Origin of the sequence: Brenneria tiliae (assembly GCF_023347575.1) — a bacterium.
Classification (GTDB): Bacteria; Pseudomonadota; Gammaproteobacteria; order Enterobacterales; family Enterobacteriaceae; genus Brenneria; species Brenneria corticis.
In genome coordinates this window covers 79,372-105,398 of sequence record NZ_JAKPCB010000094.1, presented here as the reverse complement: position 1 = coordinate 105,398, position 26,027 = coordinate 79,372, and the positions used below count along the sequence as shown (strand labels likewise).

The following is a 26,027-nucleotide window of genomic DNA, read 5'->3' as shown; positions in this document are numbered from 1 at the left end:
TGGATGAATGGGATGTTCTGGCGGCTGGTGATCCGCGCGTTGCGGCTGCGGATGCAGCGGGTCGGCGTGGTGTTCGCCGCCCTGACGGTGGGGGCGGCGATCGTCACCGCCATGTCGGCGGTGTATTTCGATATCAACGCCAAAATGAGTCAGGAACTGCGCACCTTCGGGGCGAACTTTTATATCGGCCCCGCGCGCGGCAATACGCTGCCCCAGCCAACGTTTCAGCAGATCGTCGACGGCGCGCCGGCCGGGCTAATCAACGCCGCCAGCCCGTATCTGTATGGCATGGCGCGCACCGAGCTGGAAAAAGTGGTGCTGATGGGGGTGTGGTTTGAATCATTGCGTCCGCTCGCCCCTTACTGGCAGGTGAAGGGAAACTGGATCGGCGTCAGCTTCGACGATCGCAACGCGATGATCGGCGTCAAGCTGGCGGAGCGGCTGAACGTGAAAGTAGGCGACGGTATTACGCTGATCGGCGACGGCGATAGGCAGCGTTTGCAGATTAAAGGCATTGTGGAATCCGGCGACGCCACGGACAACATGCTGATCGTCAGTCTGGATCTGGCGCAGAAATGGCTGGATAAACCGGGCGCGATCAGCAATGCGTTACTCAGCGTCAGCAACGATCTGGGGCAGGTGGATCAGTTCGCCGCGCGGCTGCAACAGCAGTATCCGCAGTTGGAAATCCGGCCGATCCTTAAGGTCTCCGCCTCCGAAGGGCAGGTGCTGAATAAAATCAAAGGGCTGATGGGACTGGTGTCGGCGGTGATACTGGTGCTCTCCTCGCTGTGCGTCAACACCACCCTGATGGCGATTGTCGGCGAGCGGGCGCGCGAGTTCGCCCTGCAAAAGGCGCTGGGCGCCAGCGGGCGGGATATTATCCGCCAGATGCTGGCGGAGACCGGCATCATCGCCCTGGCGGCGGCGGTGTGCGGTTCGCTGCTGGGTTATCTGCTGGCGCAGATTCTGGGGATGGCGGTATTCAACGCGACGATCTCGCTGCGGGCGCCGGTCTTTCCGCTGACGCTGCTGCTCTCGCTGCTGGTGGCCGCCGTCGCGGCCATAGTTCCCACCCGACGGGCGATTCATGTCGAACCGGCCAAAGTATTAAAAGGAGAGTAGCGATGTCCTCATCGATAAATGTGCAGGGCGCGGAGCAGGCGCCGGAGGCGGTAATTGAAACACGCGGGCTATACAAGCGTTTTGGACAGGTTACCGCGCTGGAGGATATCAATATTCGCATTGCCCGCGGTGAGTTTGTCGCCATTATGGGCGCTTCGGGATCGGGTAAAACCACCCTGATGAATATCCTCACCTGTCTGGATACGGTCAGTGAAGGCCAGGTGCTGCTGGATGGCGTTGACGCCGCGGCGCTGGATGAAGAAGGGCGGCGTAAATTCCGCGCCGACAAGATCGGCCTGGTGTTTCAGCAATTCCACCTGATTCCCTTTCTCACCGCGCTGGAAAACATCATGCTGGCGCAGCATTACCACAGTATCGTGGATGAACCCGCGGCGCGGCGGGTGCTGGAGCAGGTGGGCCTGGCCCACCGCATCGGACATTTACCCAATCAGCTTTCCGGCGGCGAGCAGCAGCGGGTGTGTATCGCCCGGGCGCTGGTGAACGAGCCGCCGGTTATCTTCGCCGATGAACCGACCGGCAATCTGGATGAGGAAAATGAACGGCGGGTGCTGGATCTGCTGAAGAATTTGCACCATCAGGGGCGCACCGTGGTGATGGTGACGCATAACCCCGAACTGGGCAAATTCGCCGATCGCATTATCCGTTTGCAGCACGGTAAATATTTCGGCGAGGAGGTGAATCATCATGTTATGGCGTAACGGTTTACCGGCCTGCTGTCTGCTGGCCGCATTGGCGTTGCTCGGCGGCTGTAAAGAGGAACAGGTCAGCGTCGGGGCGCCGGCGCCGGCGCTGGCCGCTTATGATCTGGCCGGGCAAGCGGCGGACCTGAGCCGCTGGCGGGGAAAAAACGTCTATCTGAACTTCTGGTCCGCGGGCTGCGGCGGTTGCCTGGCCGAAATGGCGACGCTGGAGAAACTCAGCCGACGCTACGGTGATAAAATCGTGGTGGTGGCGGTGAATACCGACCCGGACGGCGTGGATATCGTCCCGCTGTTGGCGCAGCAAACGGTGAACTACCCGGTCATCCGCGATCAGCTGGGGATCACCAAAGAGCGTTACCAGGTTATCGGCACCCCCACGTCGTTTATCATCGACGGCGGCGGCAAGGTTACCGCCCAGCATCAGGGCGCCAGAGACGAGCGGCAATTGACGGAACTCTTTGCGCGGCTGGCTAGCGGAAGCTGATTTCGCCAGCGGCGAATGGCGGTATCGTCAGGCTGATTCGCGCGTTATTTCCCCGCCGGATCGGCGACCGCCACCGGCACCACCACCGGGCGGGGTTTGATTCTGACCGCATAAATCACGCCGGCAACCAGGCAGAATACGCCGCCCAGCGTCAGCAGCGGCGGCCAGGAGTGGCGGATGATAAATGAATAGGTCAGCCCCGCCAGCGTTTCAAACACCACCAGCGGGCCGATCAGCACGGTCGGCAACCGCTGGCTGGCTTCGTTCCAGCATAGCGTGCCCAGCCATGAGCAAAACAGGCCGATAACGATCATCAGAGTAATAAATACCGCCGGCCGCGGGCCGAACGGCAGGGGGAAATCCTGGCGGGCGAGCGCCAGCTGGCCGCAAACCAGCAGGTATCCCAGCAAAGCCAAGGGCAGCGTGACCAGACCCTGCGCGGTGGCCCAGGTGGTGGGCGTTTTGCCGGTGTTTTCTCGCAGCCAGCGCGCGTTGCGCAGCGGATACCAGGTCCAGCATGCCACCGCCGCCAGCGCCAGCGCGATGCCGCCGAGATAGCGCCAGAGGTCCAGCGAAGCCGCCGCGGCGCTCACCTCCGCGATATTGACCAGCAGCAGCCCGGCGGCGATAAGCAACAGCGCGGGAGCCAGCTGTCTCCATAACACTTTGCCGTCATGCCGGCTGTAGAGCAGATTGGCGCTGACGGCGATCGCCACCGGCAAGGTGCCGATAATCATGGTCGAAACCGGGGCGCCGGTACGCTGAATGGCGCTGGCCAGGCAGAAATAATAGAGCAGATTGCCGATAGCGGAGAGTTTGATCGCCTCACGCCAGTCTTTGCCGCTGAGCAGCCGTAACCGATGGCGATCGAGCCAGGCCAGCGGTAAAGCGATCAGGCCGAAAGCTAGATAGCGGCCGGTCGATTGCAACGCGGCGGGGTATTCAGGCACCAGCAAGGGGCCGACAAAAATCAATCCCCACATCAGCCCGGCACAAAGGGCGAAAACAACGCCAGTCAACATGATAAACCTTATTTTAACCGTTTGAGTAACGCGCGCCTGAATTAGCTTTTCATCGCGGCTTAACGTTTATTCCGTCACCTGTATCGCTATTTCCATACTCGGCGTCAATAGCGCAGGTCGGATAAATTATTAGACTTGAAGATTATAACTAATATCTAAAAGATTTATCACGCAATGGGCGCTGATGTGTTCGATTATGGTAAGGTATTTTTAATTTATTGAATATAAAGAATTTATTGTTGTTTTCTGCCTTTATTTTCGACTGAAAGGCAGCGGCTAACTTTTCTTAGTATAAAAAAATATAATCAAATCGATTTCCTTATTTGTCCCGGGCATTATTTCTTCGTATCAATGTTACATTCTGATGTCGCAACAGTGATGGAGTAAAGGGTGAATTTTCAGCAACTGAAGATTATTCGTGAATCAGCACGGTGCAATTACAACCTGACCGAAGTGGCGAATACCCTGTTTACCTCGCAATCCGGGGTGAGTCGTCATATCCGCGAGCTGGAAGAGGAGCTGGGGATTGAAATATTTGTCCGCCGGGGTAAACGCCTGCTGGGCATGACCGAACCAGGCAAAGAACTGCTGATTGTGGCGGAAAGGATCCTGAACGACGCCAGCAATATTCGCCGGTTGGCCAATGTATTTACCAACAATGATACCGGTCAGTTGGTCATCGCCACCACCCATACCCAGGCGCGCTACAGTTTGCCTCAGGTGATAAAAGCGTTCCGCGCGCTTTATCCCCAGGTGCGTCTGGTGCTTAATCAGGGCACGCCTGAAGAGATCGTGACGATGCTGCATTCAGGGGAAGCGGATATCGGCATTGCCAGTGAACGCCTGATTAACGATGCTTCTCTGGCGGCTTTTCCCTATTACCGCTGGCACCATTCAATCGTGGTGCCGGAAGATCACCCGCTGGCGCGCGAGCCGGTTGTGACGCTGGATATGCTTAACGCGGCGCCGCTGATTACCTATCGTCAGGGGATTACCGGGCGTTCCCGCGTCGACCGCGCCTTTCAGGCGGCGGGCATGGCGCCGGATATTACGCTGAGCGCACAGGACTCCGACGTCATCAAAACCTATGTGGAACTGGGGCTGGGGGTTGGCATTCTGGCTGACAAGGCCTACGACCCGGTTCGCGACAAAGGGCTGGTGCGCCTGAACGCCGAACATCTGTTTGAAGCCAATACCGTGTGGCTGGGGTTAAAAAAGAATCAGTTACAGCGTAACTATGCCTGGAAGTTTATCCAGCTGTGTAACACCGAGCTGTCTCTGGCCGAGATTAAAGACAAGGTCTTTGCCGAGAACGACGAGACCGTGATCGACTATCAAATCTGACCCGCGGCAAGCGGCGCTTAATCCAATCGCCCCGGTTCAGTCAGCGCCTGGGGGATTGGCTGGTTTTGCGCCGTAGCGAACCTTGCTGCCTGTCGCATGAGCACCTGATTTATCAGCCAGAAAATTTCTGGCTGCCCGCTTTTTCCCACCGCCGTTTTACCTGTTTCCCGCCTCGTTCAAGCAGCCGGGCTAATGCATTCCGTTAGCATAGTTATGGTTTTCGCGATTAACAATCCACTTGATCTCGCCGTGGCGGGATAGTAGCATCCCCACGCATAACAATAACATATGTTTGGTGTTTTGTTTTTAGATACAAAGAGTTGTGGGTTTTTATTGCATAAATATGTGATTCATTCTGTGTACCGATACGACAATAAACGTCGGTAACTGCCCCATCCAAACATGCCTGATACTCGCTGTCTCCACGCTTATTTTACGGTTCACGTTGAACCGGAATTTGCGCTATCGCCATTCGTTCCTGGCGGGGAGTTTTGAAACGGAAAATCGCTATGAAAACACAGAAAATCAGTCTGGCCTGGCAAATTCTTATTGCGCTGGTGCTTGGTATCGCGCTCGGCGCCGTATTGCACGAACAGGCGGACAGCCCCCAATGGCTGATCGGTAATATTCTCAGCCCGGCCGGCGATATCTTTATCCGCCTGATTAAGATGATCGTCGTACCCATCGTTATCGCCACCTTGATCGTGGGGATTGCCGGGGTCGGCGACGCCAAAAAGCTGGGCCGCATCGGTCTGAAGACCATTATCTATTTTGAGGTGGTCACCACATTAGCCATTATTTTGGGTATTACCCTGGCGAACGTGTTTCAACCGGGGACGGGCATCGATATGTCGATCCTGACCTCCGCGGATATCTCGCAATATGAAAAAACCACCGAACAGGTGCAAAGCGGCTCCCATAGCCTGGTAAGCACCGTTCTGTCGCTGATCCCGCCGAATATTTTTGCCGCGGTGGCCAATGGCGACATGCTGCCGATTATTTTCTTCTCGGTGCTGTTCGGCCTGGGGCTGTCATCGCTGTCGAAAGAGCATCGCGATCCTCTGCTGAACGTGTTTCGCGGCGTCTCGGAAACCATGTTCAAAGTGACGCATATGATCATGCGCTATGCGCCGGTCGGCGTATTCGCCCTGATTTCGGTCACGGTGGCGAACTTCGGTTTTGCCTCGCTGCTGCCGTTGGCAAAGCTGGTGGTGCTGGTTTACGGCGCCATACTGTTTTTTGCCCTGATCGTGCTGGGGGGGATTGCCCGCCTGTGTAAATTGCGCATCACCACATTGATTCGCATTCTGAAAGACGAACTGATCCTCTCTTACTCCACCGCCAGTTCGGAAACCGTGCTGCCGCGTATTATCGAGAAGATGGAAGCGTACGGCGCGCCGAAATCGATCACCAGTTTTGTGGTGCCGACCGGCTATTCATTTAATCTGGATGGTTCGACGCTGTACCAAAGCATCGCGGCGATCTTTATCGCGCAGCTGTATGGCATCGATCTCTCTATCGGGCAGGAAATTGTGCTGGTGCTGACCCTGATGCTGACCTCTAAAGGGATTGCAGGCGTTCCCGGCGTCTCTTTTGTGGTTCTGCTGGCAACGCTCGGCAGCGTGGGGATCCCGCTGGAAGGTCTGGCGTTTATCGCCGGCGTGGACCGTATTCTGGATATGGCGCGTACCGCGCTGAACGTGGTGGGCAATGCCCTGGCCGTGCTGGTGATCGCCAAATGGGAACGCCAGTTTGACGAGAAAAAAGCGCGGGCCTACGAACGCGAACTGCACAGCGGAAATAGCGAACCCGTGCAGCAGGAGCAGGGGTAATTATTCCACCGCGTTGCCATTATTGACCCCACCCCAACCCTCCCCTTCGCAGGGGAGGGAGTTTTGCGCCTCACCTGGCAAAGGGGGAGCGAATTTTTGCTCCTCCCCCTGACAAGGGGGAGGCCGGGAGGGGGTCGTCAACCACATCAGGCGGCGCGATTATCATTAACCACGGCCAATGCCGTTAGCTGTTGCGTACTCCACAACGCCTTTCCAATGCTTTCCGGCTCGACGGAAAAGGGCAGTCGCGCGGCGATATGGGAGCCGATCTTCACGTTTTTGACAATCTCATCAACCTGCGAAGGCCGATCGCCGAGGCCGAGCAAATCCAGCGTCAGCGGACTGCCGTAGCGGCGAAGCTGTAATAACAGCTCTTCTCTGTCATGGGCATCGTCATGTTCGAGAAAGGCCTGGACCGCCAGACCGAATCCCACTTTTTCGCCGTGCAGCCAGTGATGTAATTCCGGCAAGCGCGTCATGCTGTTATGAATGGCGTGAGCGACGCCGATACGCGGTACATCGTCTTTCATGCTGTTAGCCACGCCCGCCAGCGCGATCGCGGCGTCAATCACTTTGCGTAAGGCCGGCGTAATCTGCTTTTGCTGATTGTCGGCAACGGCCTGTTCGCCGTGGCTATTAAACGTATCCACCGCCAGTCTGGCGGCCTGCGCTTTCAGCGCCAGAGCCAGCCCCTCGTCGCCATTGCGCAGATAGGGCTGGAATTCATACCACTTTGCCAGCGCGTCGACGATGCCGGCCTTAAGGTAGCGCGGCGGACTTTGCGCAATCACTTCGCCGTCGACCAGTACCCATACGGGCAGCCGCTTAAGCGCCAGCGGCCCCTGATGCGCTCCCGTCTCGCTGTAAATCACGCTGATGGGCGACCAGGCGGCGCAGGTCGCCGCAATGGTCGGGACGGTAATGACCGGTACCTGCCCCAGGACTTCACCGACGGCTTTGGCCGAATCCAATACCCGCCCGCCGCCGATTCCCAGAATCAATTCGGCCCCAAGCTCTCGCGCCTGAACGGTCAGTGCTTCGATCGCCGGCTTGGTGCAGTCGCCCGGCAGAAATTCAATCCGATACTTCAAGCCCTGCTGATTCAGGCTGTGCTCGACTTTTTCTGACGTCGCCCGCCATGACTGCGGGCTGGTAATAATCAACAGGGTTTCGGCCAGCGGTTTAACAAACTCACCGACGGCGCCGATGACGCCGTCACGATTCAGATAGGTTCCAGGCGCTTGTATTGCGATCATGTCCGTGACCTCCGATATGTCCGCGGAAAAGGAAATAACTCAGTTGTAGCAGCGATGCGGAAAGCGGCAAAAGAATGATTCTGGTTATGCATGGATGAATTTTGCATAACCGGCTGAGGGCGATATTGTCTTATGTTGAACCGCGGCAATTAAGGAGAGTACGACGTTTTTTAATATTTCTGTTCGACCGGCTTTAAAGGGAAAATCCTGTTTATTTATAAAGTCCTTTTTGGCATAACTTAGAATAAATGCCCCGTTGTTTATTAAATATCAATTAAATATCGGACACTTATTTCATTAGAACAATATTGGCTATAGATAGTTTTATTTCTCATTTAGGGATAAAAACGCCGGCGTTATAGTGTTGCCTACATTATTTAATTCAGTATTCAGAGTTGATTATGCCGGTATTTAGTCATCATTATTTACGAGATTATCTGCGCACCCAATTAGTGAATGTCGCGGTGGATGGCGGCGTGGCGCAGATTGTGGCGGATAATCTGGTGGAGTCGAGCCTTAAGGGGCATGATTCGCACGGCGTCAGCATGCTGCCGCGCTATATCGCTGCCATCAGGGAAGGGGGGCTGTCACCCCACGCCAATGCTGTAAAAACGCTGGATTTCGGGCCGTTGATCTCTTTTGACGGCCGGCAGGGGTTCGGGCAGGTGGTGGCGCGGCAGGCGATAGATGAAGGGATCACCCGTGCGCTGGATCAGGGCGTCGCCGTGGTCAGTCTGGCGGACGCGCACCACCTGGGGCGCATCGGCGCCTGGGCTGAACAGGCGGCGAGCGCCGGCCTGGTTTCCCTGCATTTCGCCAATGTTCATTCCACGGTGGTACTGCCGTGGCAGGGGGAACTGCCCCGTTTCGGCACCAATCCTTTCTGCGTGGGGGTACCGGTCGAAGGCGACGAGCCGGTGATTCTCGATTTCGCCACCAGCGTGATTGCCGGTAATAAAGCGCGTATCGCCTGGAATGAAGGGAAACAGCTGCCGCCGGGGTGCATTGTGGACAATCAGGGGAACCCGACGGTCGATCCGCGCTGGCTGATGGAGCAGCCGCTGGGAGCGCTGCTGCCGTTCGGTCAGCATAAAGGGGCGGGGCTGTCGCTTATTTGCTCGCTGCTGGGAGCGGCCTTGACCGGCGGCCGAACCGAACGCACGGCAAAGGGAGAAAAAAAGCAGATTATCAATAGTATGCTGTCTATTCTGATCGATCCGCAACGCTTAGGCGGCGCGGAAACTTACCGCCAGGAAATTCCTGCTTTATTGGCCTGGGTTCGCCAGTCGCGTGACGACGGGGAGTTATTATTGCCGGGCGATCCGGAAAAACAAAAATATCGTCAGCGTCTCGAAGAGGGTATTTACGTTGATGATACCAGTTGGAAGCAGCTTGCCGATTTAAATACGCAGGTTGCATAAAACGGTGGTTTTTATTTAAAGCTTATTTAATTTATTTTGTTATTTTAATCCAATAGGGAACTAAACGTGAGCAAAAATCTATTCGGCGCGGTAGGAATGAGCGGTCTGTTATTTATCGCCACCTCGGCATGGGCGGCGGAAAATAAGCCGGAAGAAGTGCGGGTGGCCTACAGCGGCGGCTCACAGGTATTGGTGTTGGCGAAAGCGGACGGTTCGCTGGAAAAAGCGCTCGGCACGCCGGTCAAGTGGGTGCAATTCGCCTCTGGCGCCGATGCGCTTAACTATTTCGCCAGCAACGCCATCGATATCGCCAACTTTGGCTCCAGCCCGGCCGCCGCCGGTATCGTGCGCAAATTGCCTATCGAGATTATCGGCGTTTCCGGGGTGATCGCCACCTATGAGCGGCTGATTGGCAAACAGGGCATTAATTCGCTGAAGGATATCGAAGGCAAACGCGTGGCGTATCCGCCCAATTCGACCGCCCAGTATGCGCTGGAAGCGGCGATAGCCGTTCACAAGCTCGATCGCAGCAAAATAAACCTGATACCGTTACGTCCGGCTGAAATGGTGGCGGCGTGGAAACGCGGCGATATCGACGCCGGCTATGTCTGGGCGCCCTTTGCCCAGGAGTTGGAAGCTTCCGGCGGACACGGCGTATTCGCCACCAAGGATCTGCAAAAAGACGGCTACCTGATCTACAACAACTATGTGGTCAGAAAGGCGTTTGCCCAGCAGTATCCGCAAACCGTAGCCCGTTTCCTCCGCGTGCATCAGCAAAAAGTGAATGAATTCCGCCAGGATCCGGAGAAAGCCGCGGCGACGGTGGCGAAAGAAGTCGGCGCCCCGGTCACCACGGCCACCAATACCTTGTCAGGTCTGGAATATCCTACGCTCGAAGAGCAGGCGACGGCACAATGGCTGGGCGACGGCACCAATACCGACCAAAGCGGGATCGGGCTGGCGGTCGCCAAAACGGCGCGCTTCCTGGAAAGTATCGGCGAAGTTCGCCAGCGTGATATTCCTTCCTCCTATTCCGATGCCATCAACTCATCCTATTTACAGCAGGCAGGGAAAGGAAATTAACGGATCATGGGAAAGTGGTCCTATGCATTAATAAGCATCACGTCAGTCGCGCTGGTGCTGGTTTTATGGCAGATCGCCGGGGTCAGGCAGTGGGTCGATCCGCTGCTGTTACCGCCGCTGTCGGATATCGGGTTAACCGCGACGGAGCTAATGCACGATGGCTACCGCCAGGTGCCGCTGTGGCAGCATATTCTGGTCAGCGTCGCCCGGGCGCTGAGCGCGTTCAGCGTGGCGATTATCACCGGCGTTCCCCTGGGGCTGCTGATGGGGCTGTCCGCCCCGGTCGCCGCGGTGTTTAATCCTTTTGTGCAGTTTTTGCGTCCGCTGCCGAAGATTGCGCTGATCCCGCTGGCGGTGGTGTGGCTGGGGATCGGCGAGGAGTCCAAGTTCTTCCTGATTTTCATCGCCACCTTTCTCAGCGTGGTGGTCGGCGCCAATGCCGCCGTGGAGCGTATCGGCCGTAACCGTATCCGGGTGGCGCAGACGCTGGGGGCAAGCCGCGGGCAGATTTTTTGCCGCGTGGTATTGCCCGATACGCTGCCTGAATTATTCACCACCGTCAGGCTGGCGATCGGTATCGGCTGGACGTCGCTGATTGCCGCCGAAATGGTGGCGGCGACCTCGGGTATTGGCTGGATGGTGATGAACGCCAGTTCCTATTTACGCACGGATATTGTCATGCTGGGAATTTTACTGCTGGGCGGCATCGGCTATTTGCTGGATTTGCTGCTGGTGGGACTTCAGCGCATTCTGGTGCCGTGGGCGGGGAAAGAGTAATGACCGACCAACAACAGACGCATATCGCCATAGAGCGCGTCAGCCTCACCTTTCCCTCCCAGAGCGGGACGTTGACCGTACTGGATGACGTCTCGCTGCGGGTGAGCCGCGGAGAGTTCGTGGTGCTGCTCGGGCCTTCCGGGTGCGGCAAATCGACCATTTTGAATTTGATCGCCGGTTTCGAAAAGCCCGGCAGCGGGAAAGTGCTCTGCGCGGGACAGCCCGTCGCCGGGCCGGGGCCGTCGCGCGGGATGGTTTTTCAGCAGGCCAATCTATTTCCCTGGCTGACGGTGCTGGACAACGTCACCTTTGGCCCGCGTATGCAGGGCGCCGATAAAAAACAGATCCGGCGCGAAGCGGCGGACTACCTGTCGCTGGTGGGGCTGGATGATTTTCATCAGCACTATCCGTGGCAGCTTTCCGGCGGCATGAAACAGCGGGTGGCATTGGCCCGGGCGTGGCTGCCTCAGCCCGAGATCCTGCTGATGGATGAGCCATTCGGCGCATTGGACGCGCAAACCCGGCTGATGATGCAAGAGCTTTTACTGTCCGCCTGGCAGAAAACCGGCACGACGCTGCTGTTTGTAACCCATGACGTTGAAGAAGCGCTGTTTCTGGCCGATCGGGTGCTGGTGATGTCGGCTCGTCCCGGACGTATCGCCGAGGAGATTCATCTGCCGTTCGGCCGTGAGCGAAATATTGAAACCCTGGCGCAGCATCCGCAATACGCCGAGCTTAAGCGCCACGTTTTGCACCGGGTGCGCGAAGAAGCGCGACGCCATATTAATCTGTAACCAGAGATCTATTTTGAGGAGAATATCATGCACCTTGCCCGTTTCCCCCGGCTGACGCTGGGGCATTTCCCCACGCCGCTGGAGGCTCTGCCGGCCCTGTCCAAACATTTGGGCGGACCGAATATCTATATCAAACGCGATGACGCCACCGGGCTGGCGACCGGCGGCAATAAAACCCGCAAGCTGGAGTTTCTGCTGGCCGACGCCCTGCAGCAAGGGGCGGACGTGATTATCACCCAGGGCGCCACGCAGTCCAACCATGTACGGCAAACCATCGCCGCGGCGGCAAAGCTGGGGCTGAAAACCAAAGTGCTGCTGGAAAAACGTGTTACCGACTACGGCGACGACTATCAGCGCTCCGGCAATATTCTGCTGGATAACCTGCTGGGGGGCGAAATTATCGATCATCTGCCGGCGGGAACGGATATGCAGCAGGCGATGGAAGCGCTGGCGGACACCCTGCGCCAGCAGGGGGCCAAGCCGTACGTGATCCCCGGCGGGGGCTCCAATGCTATCGGCGCGCTGGGTTATGTGGCCGCGGCGGAGGAGCTGCTGTTTCAGTCCAGCCAGCAGCGTCTGCGTATCGACCATATCGTTCATGCCACCGGCAGTACGGGAACGCAGGCCGGCCTGGTGGCGGGATTAACCGCTACCAACAGCCAGATCCCCCTGCTGGGGATCAGCGTAAGAGCGCCGCGCGAGAAACAGGAAGAGAATGTGTATGCGTTGGCGCAGCGAACCTGGCAACTGCTAGGGATTGATGGTGAAATTCCTCGCCATGCGGTACAGGTGAATAGCGACTATGTGGGGAAAGGATACGGCATTCCAAATCAGGGCACGCTGGAAGCGCTGACCCTGCTGGCCCAGCTGGAGGGCATTCTGCTTGATCCGGTCTATTCCGGAAAAGGGATGGCGGGGCTGATCGATCTGATTCGCAAAGGACATTTTGCGCGCGATGAGAACGTGGTCTTTATCCATACCGGGGGCTCCGCCGGGCTGTTCGGCTATCGCCAGCTCTTTGAGCAAGCGGCGTTGTAATGACCACTCAAGCGCAACGGCATACCCTAATCGGGGTGCTGGGCGGCATGGGGCCGCTGGCGACCGTCGATCTGCTGCAAAAGATCATCGAGGAAACCCCCGTTTCCCGCGATCAGGATCACGTGCCGGTGGTGGCCTGGAACGTACCGCAGATCCCCGATCGGCAGCAGGCGCTGGCCGGAACGGGCGAGTCGCCGCTGCCCGCGCTGCTGGCCGCGGTCGGCCAGCTTAATCGCCTTTCCGTCAGTCATATCGTGATCCCCTGTAATACCGCGCACCACTGGTTTGATGCCTTGGCGCAGAAAAGCGAGGCGCCGTTGATCCACATTGCCGATGCGACGCTCGCTTCCGTGGAATACCTGGTGAAAAACCAGGCCAAGGTACTGCAGAAAATAGGATTGATTGCCACCAGGGGCACCCTTGATGCCGGGTGGTATCAGCAGCGCTTTGCCGCTCTGGGGGCGGAAACGCTGGAGCCGGATGAACAGGAATTGGCGACGCTTTTTGTGCCGGGCTGTTATGCGGTAAAACGCGGAGAGTTGCAAAAGGGCGGATATTTACTTGAACAGCTTGCCCAAAGACTGATCGATCGCGGCGCGGAGTGGCTGGTTCTGGCCTGTACCGAAGTGCCGCCGGCATTAGCGGCGATAAATTCCCGTTGGCTGGATATCAGCCTCGACCCGACCCGTGCGCTGGCTCGGGCCTGCGTGCGGGAATGGCGAGGTTCTGTTGCAGAGTAGTTTAAAAAAACGCCGGGAGCGTTTTTCAACGTCGCTTGCGACGGCCTGAAAGGTGGCGGGCATGGATAGCCCGCCATAAAAAAACGCCGGGAGCGTTTTTCAACGTTGCTTGCGACGGCCTGAAAGGTGGCGGGCATGGATAGCCCGCCATAAAAAAACGCCGGGAGCCATAAAAAAAGACCGTCCGGGAAACCAGACGGTCTTTTTATCGGTGATTAACTCAATCGTTAGAGGAAGCCATACAAACCGGCAAACACCCAGCCAAATACGCAGGATGTAAACACCCCGATTAAACCTGGCAGGATGAAGCTGTGGTTAATAACAAAACGACCGATTTTTGTTGTACCTGAGCGGTCGAACTGAATGGCGGCCAGGTCGCTTGGGTAGGTCGGCAGAATGTAGTAACCGTAGCAAGCCGGCGCGGAAGCGACGATATAAGCCGGGTTGATGCCAATGGCCAGCGCAATCGGCACAATCGCGGCTAATGCGGCGGCCTGTGAGTTAACGAATTTCGATACCAGCAGCAGAACAATCGCATAGGCCCACGGGTATTGTGATACCAGCGTGCCCAGGGTGGATTTAATCTCTTCCAGATGCGCGCCGAACATGGTTTCCGCCATCCAGGCAACCCCATAAACGGCGACGATGGCGATCATCCCCGAACGGAACACCTCGTTCTTGGAGATGGAAGCCGCGTTGGTTTTGGTGGCGATAATGATGGTTGCGCCAGCCAGCAGCATAAACATCTGGATAACCAGCACCATGGATAAGGGTTTTCCACCGAAATGCGGACGCAGTTCCGATACCGCGCCCAGAATGGCGACGGCGGCAATGGCGGTCAAAAAGATCCACATGGCAACCCAGTTGCTGCGCGGCAGTTTTTTGTCCAGCAGCGTCGCGGTATCCCCGTAGACATATTCCTTGTTTTCCGGGACAGAGATAAATTTCTGAAACTCCTGATCCTTATCCAGATCTTTACCCCGGAACCAGCTAAAGATACCAATGGCCAGGATACCCAGCAGGGTAGACGGAATGGTAATCGACAGCAGGTCGAGGAACTCCAGGTGTTTGCCGTGGAAGGTAAAGTTAGCCAGCATCGCCACCAGCGACACAACGGCCACCGATACCGGACTGGCGATAACCCCCATCTGCGCGCCGATGGAACTGGCGGCCATGGGCCTTTCCGGACGGATATTATTTTTGATGGCGACATCGTAAATAATCGGCAGGATGGTATAAACCACGTGGCCGGTACCGCACAGAATGGTCAGAGTACAGGTAACGAACGGCGCAATAATCGAAACATATTTGGGATTACGGCGCAGCAGACGTTCTGCAATCTGTAACATCACATCCAGACCGCCTGATGCCTGAAGCGTCGCCGATGCCGCCACTACCGCGATGATAACCAGCATAACGTCAACCGGCGGTCTGCCAGGTTGAAGCTTGAATACAAATACCAGAATAACGAGCCCTATGCCGCCTAACAGCCCCAGCGCGATCCCACCTTTTCTTGCACCGTAGAAAAGGCAGATCAGGACAATGATTAACTGAATGATAAAATCCATATATACCCCATTGCTCAGAATGACGAGTTAATTAATTCGGTTGGCTTACTTTCGTCGTGGGTACTATAGATACTGTTTGTTATTCATTTTCTTGATCTAAGTCTATTATTTCAAATGTTTCTTTATTTTGCTTGAAATAAAGGAACTAGCTCTCAATAATAAATTCCCTGTGATTTTTTTAGTTTCTTAAGTATAAAATTAGTTTTTTAATGTAAATTAAATATCGACAGATGATTCATGGGTTAATTAATATTTAAAAAATCATATGTTCATCATCCCATTGTTCTATTTTTGTTGTTGTTTGGTTTTAATTTGTGATTAACTCGGTTTTGTTTTTTGATAAAACATGCGTTTATTATGTGGGGAACGTTGTGTTTTGGTGATTGATTTTGTTTATTTTATTGATTTTAATGAATAAAAAATTATTTTTTTAAGAAAATACGCGTTGCGAGTGAATGTCAATTTCTCCGCGGTATCAATATTCCAATTAACGATAATAACCAATTTATAACGATTCTTTTTATCTAATGCTGCGCGGGACGCCTGGTTTTTATTTTCCTTTTGAAAAAATTTCGTCTGAAATCATATAGCTTTATAAGTTATTAAAATAATAACTCTATATAGCTAATAGATTTTAAAATATCACGCGGCGGTGTTGCATAAATCCACGATCGCTGCCCGAAGTAGCCACGGGCTGTCCATACCAAAGTCTGGTTCCCTTCTTTCTTAGTAAAAAACCCGCACTGCGTGATATAAGGCGGCTTTTTTTTGACAAAAAGCGGCTACATTCTCTGTACATAACCATACAAATAGAATGGTTTTTGCGGCGCGGGGACAGGGGACACTGGGTTTGCGCACCCCCTGTCGATGTTGTCGGTAGATAGCCTGAAAGCCATCAATGAAACGTAGAGAAAGGTTTTACTTTAGCCATGGCGGTTTTGCTTTAGATAATGTAATTCGGTTTATTGATATTGCTGTAATTGTCTGAACAGAGAAACCGGCATTTGAGGAAATACGGAACCAAGACGTTGATTTTATATAAAGACGCCGCCGTACTTATGTTAGCACGGCTTAATATATTCCCCATCCTACAGACAAGCCATTATGAAAACGAATAAAGTGAAATATCCAGGCGTTCCCAGTGTGATCCATGGCAATGGCGCTGTTGCTTATGTTATGAATCACGTTTGTGGCGGGGTAATCGGTTACCCGATTACCCCATCGACGGAAATTGCAGAGATTTTCGAAGCCGCCCGTGCAGAGGGGGGCGTCAACGTCTGGGGCAAGCATCCGTTTTTCTTTAGCCCGGAGGGGGAGCACTCGGCGCAGAGCGGCGCGCTTGGGGCGGCGTTGACCGGCGGTCAGTTCATTTCAAACGCCTCGTCGGGCCAGGGTATTCTTTATGCGCTGGAATCCCATTACGTCACGGTGGGCAAAAAGGTGGGCGGCTTTGTGCTGCAGGTGGCGGCGCGGGTGGTGTCAAAACATTCGTTGAATGTGATGGCCGGCCATGACGATATCTACGCGTTGCTCTCATCGGGTTATACCATTCTTTTCGGGGCCAACCCGCAGGAGGCGGCCGATCTGGCGGCCATTGCCTACCGGGTCTCGTCGCTGTCGCTGATTCCCGTCGCCAACGCCATGGACGGGTTTTCCACCAGCCATATGCTGTGTGAAGCGCTGATGCCTGAGCCGGCGCTGCTGGCGGAGTATCTGGGGGATCCGGCGGGGCGCATCAAAGCGCCCACCGCGGCGCAGGATATGATCTACGGCGCCAAAGGGCGCGTATTCCAGCTCAATCAGTATCTGTCCCGTCATCAGACCGACATTGCCGCCGATCGGCGCGCCAAACTGCAAGACTACCTGGAACATCATGCCGAACGGATTGAACAAGACCGGCGGGGCGCCCTGATCGCCCCGACCCTGGACTGGTTGCCGGCTGAATTGCACGCTCCCTGGCGGAGGCAATGGCTGAACGCCTTTGAGAAGGGGACCCGGCAATTGGTGCCGGCGTTAATCGACGTCAATAATCCGGGACTGACCGGCGGGGTGCAAAACCAGCCCGATTTCCAGGCCGGGGCGGTGGATCATCGCACGCATTTCGTCAGCGACGTGCCGGCGCTGGTGCGCCAGGCGATGGAGGAATATGGCGAATTGACCGGACGCCATTACCAGCCGGTCCAGACCTTTATGTGCGAAGACGCCGAAAACGTTATCGTCGCCTTGGGGTCCGTTACCGATGATATCGAGGCCGTCGTCGCGTATCTGCGTCGCTCGGGCCATAAAGTGGGCCTGGCGGCCGTTAAACTGCTGCAGCCTTTCCCGGAAGCCGAACTGGTGGATGCGCTGCAAGGCAAGCAGGCCGTGACGGTGCTGGAACGCTCCGACCAGACGGAACTGACGGCCCGGGTGACCAGCGCCCTGTTCAAGGCCCGCGAAAATGCCGATCAATTGCGCCATGCGGATATTCCCGCCATACACGCCATGCCGAAACTGACCACCGCCATTTTCGGCCTCGGCGGGCACGACCTGCAGCCGCGGCATCTGATCGCCGCATTCAAGAATATGGCGGACGGCCAGGGGGCGCCGCTGATCTATTTGGGTTCGCAATTCTTCTCCCCGACGCCGTCACCCTATTTAGAGAAACTACAGCGGCGCCTGAAAGAGGCTTATCCCGAAACCGAACGGATGGCGCTGGAGACCGGGCCGAACCCGAATTTGCTGCCGGAGGGCGCGTTCCGCATCCGTTTCCACTCGGTGGGCGGTTACGGCACCATTGCCACCGGCAAGCTATTAACCGATATCCTGGCGGGCGCGCTGGATATGCACTCGAAATCGGCGCCGAAATACGGTTCCGAGAAGAGCGGCGCACCCACGAATTATTATATTACGCTCAGCCCGGAGCCGGTGAAGATCACCAATGCCGATCTGGAAGATGTGGAAATCGTTATTTCACCGGATCATAAGGTGTTTAGCCATGCCAATCCCCTGCGCGGCCTGACGGCCGGCGGCACCTTTATCATGCAATCCAATCTGTCCCCCGCGGAGGTCTGGCGGGAGTTGCCGCTATCGGCCCGCAACACAATCCGGGAAAAGGGCATCCACTTCCTGATTATCGATGCATTCGTCGTCGCCAAAAAACATGCGCCGACGCCGGAGCTGGAAACCCGCATGATGGGCATCGCCTTTATCGGCGCGGTTGTGGGGCACGTAGAGCGGGTCTCGGCGGGTTCGCCCGCCCCCGCGATCCTGGCGAAAATTCGCCAGCAGATCGCTAAAAAATTCGGCGCCAAGGGCGGCGCCGTGGTGGAAGGCAATATGGCGGTGATCCACGACGGCATAGAAGCCACCAGACGCGTCGATTACGCCTCGGCGGAGTTTGCGGATGTCGACGGCCAGCGGTCGTCGGCGAGCCCGTACGGCCTATCGTTGTCCCCTGGGCGGGGGCAACGTGGGGACACGTCGGTTCTGAACGGTCTGTTCGACCATGAATATTATGAAGAAACCGTTGCACGCCCCTTCCGCGAAGGCACCATCAGCGAAGCGCCGGTGTTGCCCGGCGCCGGACTGTTTATGCCCGCCGGCACCGCGAGCGCGAAGGATAAAGGGCTGTTCCGCCGCTCCGTTCCCGAGTTCCACGCCGATCTATGCACCGGCTGCATGGAGTGCGCGCTGGTGTGCCCGGATGCGGCGATTCCGAATAGGGTACATGATATCCACGAACTGCTGCTGGCGGGCATTGGCCGGCTCGATCTGGATGAAAACCGACTCGAGGCCGTGCGTACGCATCTCTACCCGCTGGTGGATGCGGTGCGTGAAACGTACCGTCGGAACAAAAGGTCGCGGCCCTTCCATGACATCGTCGCCGAGGCGGCGGCGGGGTTGGTCATCGACGAAGCGGGCTTGCGCAATGATTTTGCCAGGCTGGCCGAGATGCTGGCGGTATATCCCGTCGCGCGGACCCGGCCGTTCTTCGATGCGGCGGAGAAAGCCGGTACCGGCAGCGGCGGACTGTATGCCGCCGCCATTGACCCGTGGAAATGTACCGGTTGTCTCGAGTGCGTCAGCGTCTGCGGCCCCGGCGCGCTGGCGGCCCGGGAGCAGGATGCGCCGTTGCAGCAGACCCTGCAGGCCCGTTTCGGGTTTATGACGTCGCTGCCGAAAACCCCGGCGCGGTTCTATGCCGATGCGCTCAAACCCGACGGCGACATCAAGCGGCTGTTGCTTAATCCCGAGAACTATTACGCCACCACCGGCGGGCACGGCGGTTGCCGCGGCTGCGGCGAAGTGACGGCCATCCGCCTGGTGGTATCCGCCAATCACGCCATCACTCACCAGCACCGGCGGGACCACCGGGTAGAACTGGAAACCCTCATCTCCCGGCTGAATGAGAAACGGGATTCATTGCCCGACACGGACGTTGCCCGGCGCGAGCGTCTCGACGATCTTATCGGTACGCTGGAAAAAAGGCTGTATCTCTACGAAGGCGGGCCCGGCGGCCAGGGCCCGGCCGGGGCCGTCATCGCCAACTCCACCGGATGCAGCAGCGTTTACGCCTCTACCTTCCCCTATAACTGTTATAACGATCCTTGGGTCAACAGTCTGTTCCAGGACGCCCAGCCCCTGGCCAAGGGGATGTTCGAGGGGCTCGCCGCGCAGCTGGTGACCGATGTCCGCGCGCTGCGCCTGGCGCGGCTGGAACTGGCGGATCAATACCGTCCGGAGCTGCACGATCCGGCGCTTCGCTACCTGTCATGGGCCGACTTCACCGCCGACGAGCTTGCCTTGCTGCCGACGGTAATGACCATCGGCGGAGACGGCGCGACCTACGATATCGGCTTCGGCGCACTATCGCGCATTTTGACCAGCAGTACGCCGCTCAAGGTCGTGGTGCTGAATACCGGGGTCTATTCCAATACCGGCGGCCAGGCTTCCACCTCGAGCTTTATCGGCCAGGATGCCGACCTGGCCCGTATCGGCAAGGAGCAGGGCGGTAAACGCGAAGCGCGTAAAGAGCTGGGGCTGATCGCCTCTTTCCATCCCAATGTGTTCGTCTGTTCCACCACCACCGCGCTGCCGGGGCATTTCCTCAAAAATACGCTGGAATGCCTCCGCTATACCGAGGGGCCGGCGGTGCTGGATATCTACACTCCCTGTCAGAGCGAACACGGCATTACCGATGCCGCCGCCGCTCGGCACGGCCGTCTGGCGGTGGAAAGCCGGATGAACCCGGTGTTTGTGCACGATACGCGCCGCGGCGCTTCACTGCACGAGTGGTTCTCCCTTGAGGGCAATCCGGATGCGGATAAGGACTGGACGACCACCACTCTTGAATATCTCGACGAAAACGGCGGCCTGCAACTGCTGACCATGCCGTTGACGCCGGCGGTATTCGCCCAGAAGGAAAACCGTTTCAGGAAGCAATTCCACGCCATCGATACCTTGGACGACGCGCGCACGGCGGCGGTGGACGCCTTTATCGATCTGCCGCCCGGCGAACGGGCGGAGCGCATTCCCTTTATCTATGCCGTCGACGCCAATCGACATCTTATCAAGCTCGGCGTCTCCCCGACCCTGATTGAACTGGTGGAAGAGCGGCGTAAATACTGGCGGATGCTGCAACATCTCGCCGGTCTGCATGAAGGGAAAATGGCGGCGGAACATGATGCCGCCATCAATGCCCTGATGGAGCGGTATCAGGCAGCGGTGCGGCAGCGGGAAGTCTCCATGGACGATATTGCCCGCGCCATGTCCCGGCTGGCGGCATCGAGCAAGGCGCCGCCGGTGAACGCCGGCGCGATCCCGCTCCAGGTGGCGGACGATACGCCGTCTCCCGCGCTATTCCCCGAGACTAATGGCGAGGCGTTGGTAACGCTCTCCCCGGAAGAGCAGGCGAAGTGCACCAATTGCAAAACTTGCTATCAGGATGTGCCGGAGATTTTCGAAAGAACCCGGATCGTTATCGACGGCGAGAGCCGGGAAATCGCCCATATGATTCCCGGCGTGCTGGAGCGCATCAAGATCACGCCGGATCTGCAACGTCGTATTCAACGGGTGGCGGCCAATTGTGATGCGGAGATTATACAATGAGCACCGAAAACGTGATTTCTTCGCCACAGGGCGCTTCCTCTGAAGACGAGCTGCGTCGCTATCTCAGCGCCGGCAGTACGCTGGAAAATACGCGCTCGCAGCTGGCGGCCCTGGAGCAGACGGAGCCGGTGGAAACCTACCATCAGCAGTTGGCGCTGCTGAGCCGCCGGCTGCAAAACGAGCCGTGGGTCTTTCGCGACATTTTCATCGCCGACGGGACCCAGGCCGTGGCCTGGGAATTCCGGCAGGAGGAACTTGGCGCCGCATTTATTCAAACGCTGTGGGAACTGCTGCTGCGTGACGATGACGCCAGCAAACTGCTGATGCGGTTTGTCTGGGATGTTCCGCTGAAGCTCAAGCGTAAATTCATCCGCGCCCTTGACCGGCATCTGTCGGATCGTTATCCGCTGTTCAAGGGGTTATCGGAAAACTGGCCGGCGGAAAACGCCATTCCGCCCTATATCCGTGAGCCCGAACGGCGTGCGCGGGATTTCGAACTGGTGAACCAGGGGTATCTCGGTTATATGAACGTGGGTTACAGCGCCCGCGAGGTGGAACTGCTGGTCTGGCTGGAAGCCCTGCGGGACAAGCAGTGCGAAGAAAAACCTTGTGAAGTCGGTCTTTTGACCCCCGGCGACGCCCGGCCCAAAGGAGGGTGCCCGGTCAAGATTCACATTCCGCAAATGCTCGAACTGCTGGGCACCGGCCGTTTTCGCGAGGCGATGGAACTGATAGAAAGCTGCAACCCCCTTCCCAACGTCACGGGGCGGGTTTGTCCGCAGGAGTTGCAATGCCAGGGCGTCTGCGCCCATCAAAAGCGGCCCATTGAAATCGGCCAACTGGAATGGTATTTGCCCCAACGGGAAAAGATGACTACCGGCGGGGCCGACGAGCGTTTCAACCGCCGTCCCGATCCCTGGGTACAGGCGGTAAAGCCGCCCATCGCGGTGGTGGGTTCCGGACCGGCCGGACTTATCAACGCCTACCTGCAGGCGGCGGAGGGCTTTCCGGTCACGGTGTTCGAAGCCTTCCACGCCTTGGGCGGGGTGTTGCGCTACGGTATCCCGGAATTCAGGCTACCCAATGAGCTGATTAATGACGTGGTGGATAAAATAACCCTGCTCGGCGGGAAGTTCGTCACCAATTTTGTGGTGGGCAAGACCGCTACGCTTGAAGATCTGAAAAACGCCGGCTTCTGGAAAATCTTCGTCGGCACCGGCGCCGGGTTGCCGCGCTTTATGAACGTGCCCGGCGAGCATCTGCTTAACGTGATGTCGGCCAACGAGTTTCTGACCCGCGTCAACCTGATGCAGGGAGCCAGTGATGATTATGAAACGCCGCTGCCGGAAATCAGCGGCAAACGGGTGATCGTCATCGGCGGCGGCAATACCGCCATGGATGCCGCCCGTACCGCCCTGCGCCTGGGGGGCGAGGTCGCCATCGTCTATCGTCGCACCCAGAGTGAAATGCCGGCGCGGGTGGAAGAGCTGCTGCATGCGCAAGAGGAGGGTATCGCCCTTAAGGTACTGCGCGCGCCCTGCGAGTTTATCGGTGACGACCAGACCCATTTCGTCAAGCAGGCCATACTCGATGTGATGGCGCTGGGGGATCCCGATGCGTCCGGCCGTCGCAGCCCGTCGGCCACCGGCGTTAAAGAGTCGATGGCGGTGGATCTGGTGATTATGGCCCTCGGCAATGCGCCCAATCCTATTATCAAAGACGCGGAGCCGCATCTCCATACCACGAAATGGGGCACTATCCAGGTGGAACAGGACTCACAGCAAACCTCCATCAGCGGCGTTTACTCAGGGGGCGACGCGTCGCGCGGCGGCTCCACCGCCATTAACGCCGCCGGAGACGGCCGGGCGGCAGCCCTCGAAATCGTCAGCGACATGAACCTGTCCCCTGACGAAATCCGGTCCATGGTAAGCCTGGCCGGGCGCTATTCGACCCTGGGCGCCACACCGAAAACCATTCTGGCGAAGAGTGAGCTGGCGGGCGGCATCGTCGAGCTTATTGTCCGGGCGCCGCTGATTGCCAAAGCCGCCCGCGCCGGGCAATTTGTCCGCGTGCTGCCGTGGACCCGCGGCGAGTTGATTCCGCTGACCCTTGCCGATTGGGACGAGGAAAACGGCACCATCTGCCTGGTGGTGCAAGGAATGGGAAGCAGCAGTATGGCCATCAACCGGATGCAGGTGGGGGATGCCTTCGCCGGAATTGCCGGCCCGCTGGGCCAGCCCAGCGTTCTGCACCGCTATCCTTGTGATAAAACCGTGGTGTTCACCGCCGGCGGCGTCGGCCTGCCGCCGGCTTATCCCATCATGCGGGAGCATTTACGCTGCGGTAATCATGTCACCCTCATTGCCGGCTTCCGCAATGCCGATCTGCTGTTCTGGATCCGGGACAACGAGCGCATCGGCAAACTACAGGCCGACTACCCGGGGTTGCTGGATGTTATTTATACCAGTAACGACGGCGGTTTCGGTCGCAAGGGGTTCGTCACCGGCCCGCTGGAAGACCTGCTGAAAGAGAACCGGCGAGGAGGTGGGAGGGAAATAACCGAGGTCGTCACTATCGGCCCGCCGCTGATGATGCGCGCGGTCTGCGATTTGACGCGCCCGTACGGCGTGAAAACCGTTGCCAGCCTGAACTCAATCATGGTGGATGCCACCGGCATGTGCGGCGCCTGTATGGTGCCGGTGAATATCGACGGCGGGCTGGTGCGCAAACATGCCTGTATCGATGGCCCGGAAATCGACGGTCATATTATCGATTGGGATAAATTCCTTCCGCGATTCAATCAGTTCAAAGCGCAGGAACAGGTCAGCAAACGGCAGCACGGCTTCGCGTAGTTGGCGTAATGCAGCATTCGACTACACTTAACCGATCCCCCTTACTATCACCTTATGCAAAGGAGCACGACATGGCTGAATCCGACCCCAAAGAAGTTACCGTCAGCGACGGTCTCGCGAAGATGCGGGAAGCGGCCGACAAGCTGACCGAAGAGGAACTGGAGGCGTTGGCCGAGGAGGCGAAAAAGGCGGTGGAGGAGTCGAGGGAAGAGGCGGCTAAAAAACGCTAGCGCCGGCCAAACCCATGACGCGCCATCGCAGCTACATACCGCCGGCATCTCCACCCTCGGCGTTGGCGATGTTTATGGTATCCGTCTGAGAAATTGGCAGATTTTTTGCACGTGTCTTTATAAGTGAAGAACCAGTAAGCGACAAAACCCCCACTGATTTTCTGTTTATAAGGGAAGTGTTATGCACGACAAATTGCTGATAGATGGTAAACAGGTCGCGGGCCGGGGCGAGGCTCTGGCGGTTTTTAATCCTGCCAGCGGCGAGCAAATCGCCGCGATCCCCCAGGCCGACCTGCATCAGGTCGATGCTGCCGTAAAGGCGGCGGATGCGGCATTTGCGCAGTGGGGGCAAACCACGCCCAAAGCGCGCGCCGCGTTGTTATTGCAAATTGCCGATGCGGTTGAGCAGCACGGCGAGGAGTTTGCCCGACTGGAATCCCTTAACTGCGGCAAACCCTATCATGCGGTGCTGAATGACGAGATTCCGGCGGTGGCGGATGTATTTCGCTTTTTTGCCGGCGCGGCGCGCTGCCTGAGCGGTTCGGCGGCGGGCGAATACCTGGAGGGCCATACCTCCATGATCCGGCGCGATCCGGTGGGCGTGGTGGCGTCCATCGCCCCGTGGAACTACCCGCTGATGATGGCTTCCTGGAAACTGGCGCCGGCGCTGGCCGCGGGAAACTGCGTGGTGCTGAAGCCCGCCGAACAAACCCCGCTGACAACCTTTTATCTGGCGCATCTGCTGGCGGATATTCTGCCGGCCGGCGTGGTGAATATTCTGTTTGGGCGCGGCGCCGACGTGGGGGACGCGCTTACCGGGCATGACAAGGTGCGGATGGTTTCCCTGACGGGATCGATTGCCACCGGCGTGCATATTCTTGCCAATACCGCACCGGGCGTGAAACGTACGCACATGGAACTGGGCGGCAAAGCGCCGGTGATTGTCTTTGATGACGCGGATATCGCCCAGGTGGTTGAAGGCATCCGCAGCTTCGGTTTTTATAACGCCGGTCAGGATTGTACCGCGGCCTGCCGCCTTTACGTACAGCGCGCTGTTTATGATCGGGTGGTAAGCGAGCTGGGGAAAGCGGTATCGACGTTGAATATGGGCGACCCGCAGGATGAACGGACCGAGCTGGGGCCGTTAATCACCGCGGCGCAGCTGGAAAGGGTCGCCGGATTCGTCGAACGGGCCAGGGCGCTGCCGCATATTACCCTGGTGACCGGCGGCGAGCGGGCGGCGGGCAAGGGGTATTACTTCCAGCCCACCGTCCTGGCGGGCGCGCGTCAGGAAGATGAGATCGTACAGAAAGAGGTCTTTGGCCCGGTGGTTTCCATTACGCCGTTTGATGATGAAGCGCAGGTGGTTGACTGGGCCAATGCCTCCACTTACGGGCTGGCCTCGTCCGTCTGGACCCGCGATATCGGGCGGGCGCACCGTCTGGCGGCGCGCCTGCAATATGGCTGCACCTGGGTGAATACCCATTTCATGCTGGTGAGCGAAATGCCGCACGGCGGACAGAAACTTTCCGGCTACGGCAAGGATATGTCGATATACGGCCTGGAGGATTACACCATCGTGCGCCATATCATGATCCGTCACTGATTTTCCCTTCCCGCCTTGCCTCGGCTGTCGTCGAGGCAAGGCG

The 26,027-nt window shown here is 57.5% G+C and carries 18 protein-coding genes; 15 read left to right on the top strand and 3 right to left on the bottom strand.

The window, feature by feature from the left end; translation table 11 throughout:
- Window positions 1-12 precede the first annotated feature (12 nt).
- From MFP24_RS08240 to MFP24_RS08230, 3 genes are read left to right on the top strand one after another with little or no spacing between them, the layout of a single operon-like run.
- Window positions 13-1,125: an ABC transporter permease gene (locus tag MFP24_RS08240; protein WP_249229971.1), complete on the top strand. Its 1,113-nt coding sequence runs from the start codon at window positions 13-15 to the stop codon at window positions 1,123-1,125.
- A gap of 2 nt (window positions 1,126-1,127) precedes the next feature.
- Entirely contained in the window at window positions 1,128-1,844 is a 717-nt protein-coding gene (locus tag MFP24_RS08235) for an ABC transporter ATP-binding protein (protein WP_249229902.1), read from the top strand.
- Window positions 1,831-2,331 (top strand): TlpA family protein disulfide reductase, encoded by a 501-nt coding sequence (locus tag MFP24_RS08230; RefSeq protein WP_249229903.1) that lies wholly within the window; start codon window positions 1,831-1,833, stop codon window positions 2,329-2,331. Before MFP24_RS08235 ends, MFP24_RS08230 begins: the two co-directional genes overlap by 14 nt.
- Window positions 2,332-2,375: 44 nt before the next feature.
- On the opposite strand, the gene MFP24_RS08225 is transcribed toward MFP24_RS08230, so the two are convergent.
- Window positions 2,376-3,353 carry a DMT family transporter gene (locus MFP24_RS08225; protein WP_249229904.1) on the bottom strand — a complete coding sequence of 326 codons (978 nt, stop codon included), beginning with the start codon at window positions 3,351-3,353 and terminating at the stop codon, window positions 2,376-2,378.
- A gap of 390 nt (window positions 3,354-3,743) precedes the next feature.
- Between MFP24_RS08225 and cbl the strand changes: the two genes are divergently transcribed.
- Both cbl and gltP read left to right on the top strand, forming a co-directional pair.
- Entirely contained in the window at window positions 3,744-4,697 is a 954-nt protein-coding gene (gene cbl, locus MFP24_RS08220) for an HTH-type transcriptional regulator Cbl (protein ID WP_249229905.1), read from the top strand.
- A 509-nt stretch (window positions 4,698-5,206) separates the two neighbouring features.
- Window positions 5,207-6,529, top strand: coding sequence for a glutamate/aspartate:proton symporter GltP (gene gltP / locus MFP24_RS08215; RefSeq protein WP_249229906.1), 1,323 nt, complete (start codon window positions 5,207-5,209; stop codon window positions 6,527-6,529).
- Between the two features lie 146 nt (window positions 6,530-6,675).
- Here the strand turns inward: gltP and MFP24_RS08210 are convergent, their stop codons facing one another.
- The gene (locus tag MFP24_RS08210; protein ID WP_249229907.1) at window positions 6,676-7,785 is read right to left on the bottom strand and encodes an iron-containing alcohol dehydrogenase family protein; all 1,110 of its coding nucleotides are present in this window, start codon (window positions 7,783-7,785) and stop codon (window positions 6,676-6,678) included.
- Between the two features lie 401 nt (window positions 7,786-8,186).
- On the opposite strand from MFP24_RS08210, the gene MFP24_RS08205 reads away from it, so the two are divergent.
- From MFP24_RS08205 to cuyB, 6 genes are all read left to right on the top strand, one after another.
- Window positions 8,187-9,206 (top strand): malate/lactate/ureidoglycolate dehydrogenase, encoded by a 1,020-nt coding sequence (locus tag MFP24_RS08205; protein WP_249229908.1) that lies wholly within the window; start codon window positions 8,187-8,189, stop codon window positions 9,204-9,206.
- A gap of 96 nt (window positions 9,207-9,302) precedes the next feature.
- Window positions 9,303-10,289, top strand: a complete 987-nt coding sequence (locus tag MFP24_RS08200; RefSeq protein ID WP_249229972.1) for a taurine ABC transporter substrate-binding protein — start codon at window positions 9,303-9,305, stop codon at window positions 10,287-10,289.
- Between the two features lie 6 nt (window positions 10,290-10,295).
- Window positions 10,296-11,066, top strand: a complete 771-nt coding sequence (locus MFP24_RS08195; RefSeq protein ID WP_136166913.1) for an ABC transporter permease — start codon at window positions 10,296-10,298, stop codon at window positions 11,064-11,066.
- Window positions 11,066-11,860, top strand: a complete 795-nt coding sequence (locus tag MFP24_RS08190) for an ABC transporter ATP-binding protein (RefSeq protein ID WP_249229909.1) — start codon at window positions 11,066-11,068, stop codon at window positions 11,858-11,860. Before MFP24_RS08195 ends, MFP24_RS08190 begins: the two co-directional genes overlap by 1 nt.
- A gap of 27 nt (window positions 11,861-11,887) precedes the next feature.
- Window positions 11,888-12,898 carry a D-cysteate sulfo-lyase gene (gene cuyA / locus MFP24_RS08185; RefSeq protein WP_249229910.1) on the top strand — a complete coding sequence of 337 codons (1,011 nt, stop codon included), beginning with the start codon at window positions 11,888-11,890 and terminating at the stop codon, window positions 12,896-12,898.
- Window positions 12,898-13,638, top strand: coding sequence for a cysteate racemase (gene cuyB, locus MFP24_RS08180; protein WP_249229911.1), 741 nt, complete (start codon window positions 12,898-12,900; stop codon window positions 13,636-13,638). The genes cuyA and cuyB overlap by 1 nt, the downstream gene beginning before the upstream one ends.
- 227 nt (window positions 13,639-13,865) lie before the next feature.
- On the opposite strand, the gene MFP24_RS08175 is transcribed toward cuyB, so the two are convergent.
- Entirely contained in the window at window positions 13,866-15,206 is a 1,341-nt protein-coding gene (locus MFP24_RS08175) for an anaerobic C4-dicarboxylate transporter (protein ID WP_249229912.1), read from the bottom strand.
- Between the two features lie 1,176 nt (window positions 15,207-16,382).
- Between MFP24_RS08175 and MFP24_RS08170 the strand changes: the two genes are divergently transcribed.
- The 4 genes from MFP24_RS08170 (at window position 16,383) to patD (ending at window position 25,984) form a co-directional block, all read left to right on the top strand.
- Window positions 16,383-21,296, top strand: a complete 4,914-nt coding sequence (locus MFP24_RS08170) for a 2-oxoacid:acceptor oxidoreductase family protein (protein WP_249229913.1) — start codon at window positions 16,383-16,385, stop codon at window positions 21,294-21,296.
- A complete protein-coding gene (locus MFP24_RS08165) occupies window positions 21,293-24,148 on the top strand; it encodes a sulfide/dihydroorotate dehydrogenase-like FAD/NAD-binding protein (protein ID WP_249229914.1) in 2,856 nt (951 codons plus the stop codon). The genes MFP24_RS08170 and MFP24_RS08165 overlap by 4 nt, the downstream gene beginning before the upstream one ends.
- Before the next feature lie 71 nt (window positions 24,149-24,219).
- On the top strand, window positions 24,220-24,378 hold the full coding sequence (locus MFP24_RS08160; RefSeq protein ID WP_168197622.1) for a hypothetical protein: 159 nt from the start codon (window positions 24,220-24,222) through the stop codon (window positions 24,376-24,378).
- A gap of 181 nt (window positions 24,379-24,559) precedes the next feature.
- On the top strand, window positions 24,560-25,984 hold the full coding sequence (gene patD / locus MFP24_RS08155; RefSeq protein WP_249229915.1) for an aminobutyraldehyde dehydrogenase: 1,425 nt from the start codon (window positions 24,560-24,562) through the stop codon (window positions 25,982-25,984).
- The last annotated feature ends 43 nt before the right edge of the window (window positions 25,985-26,027 follow it).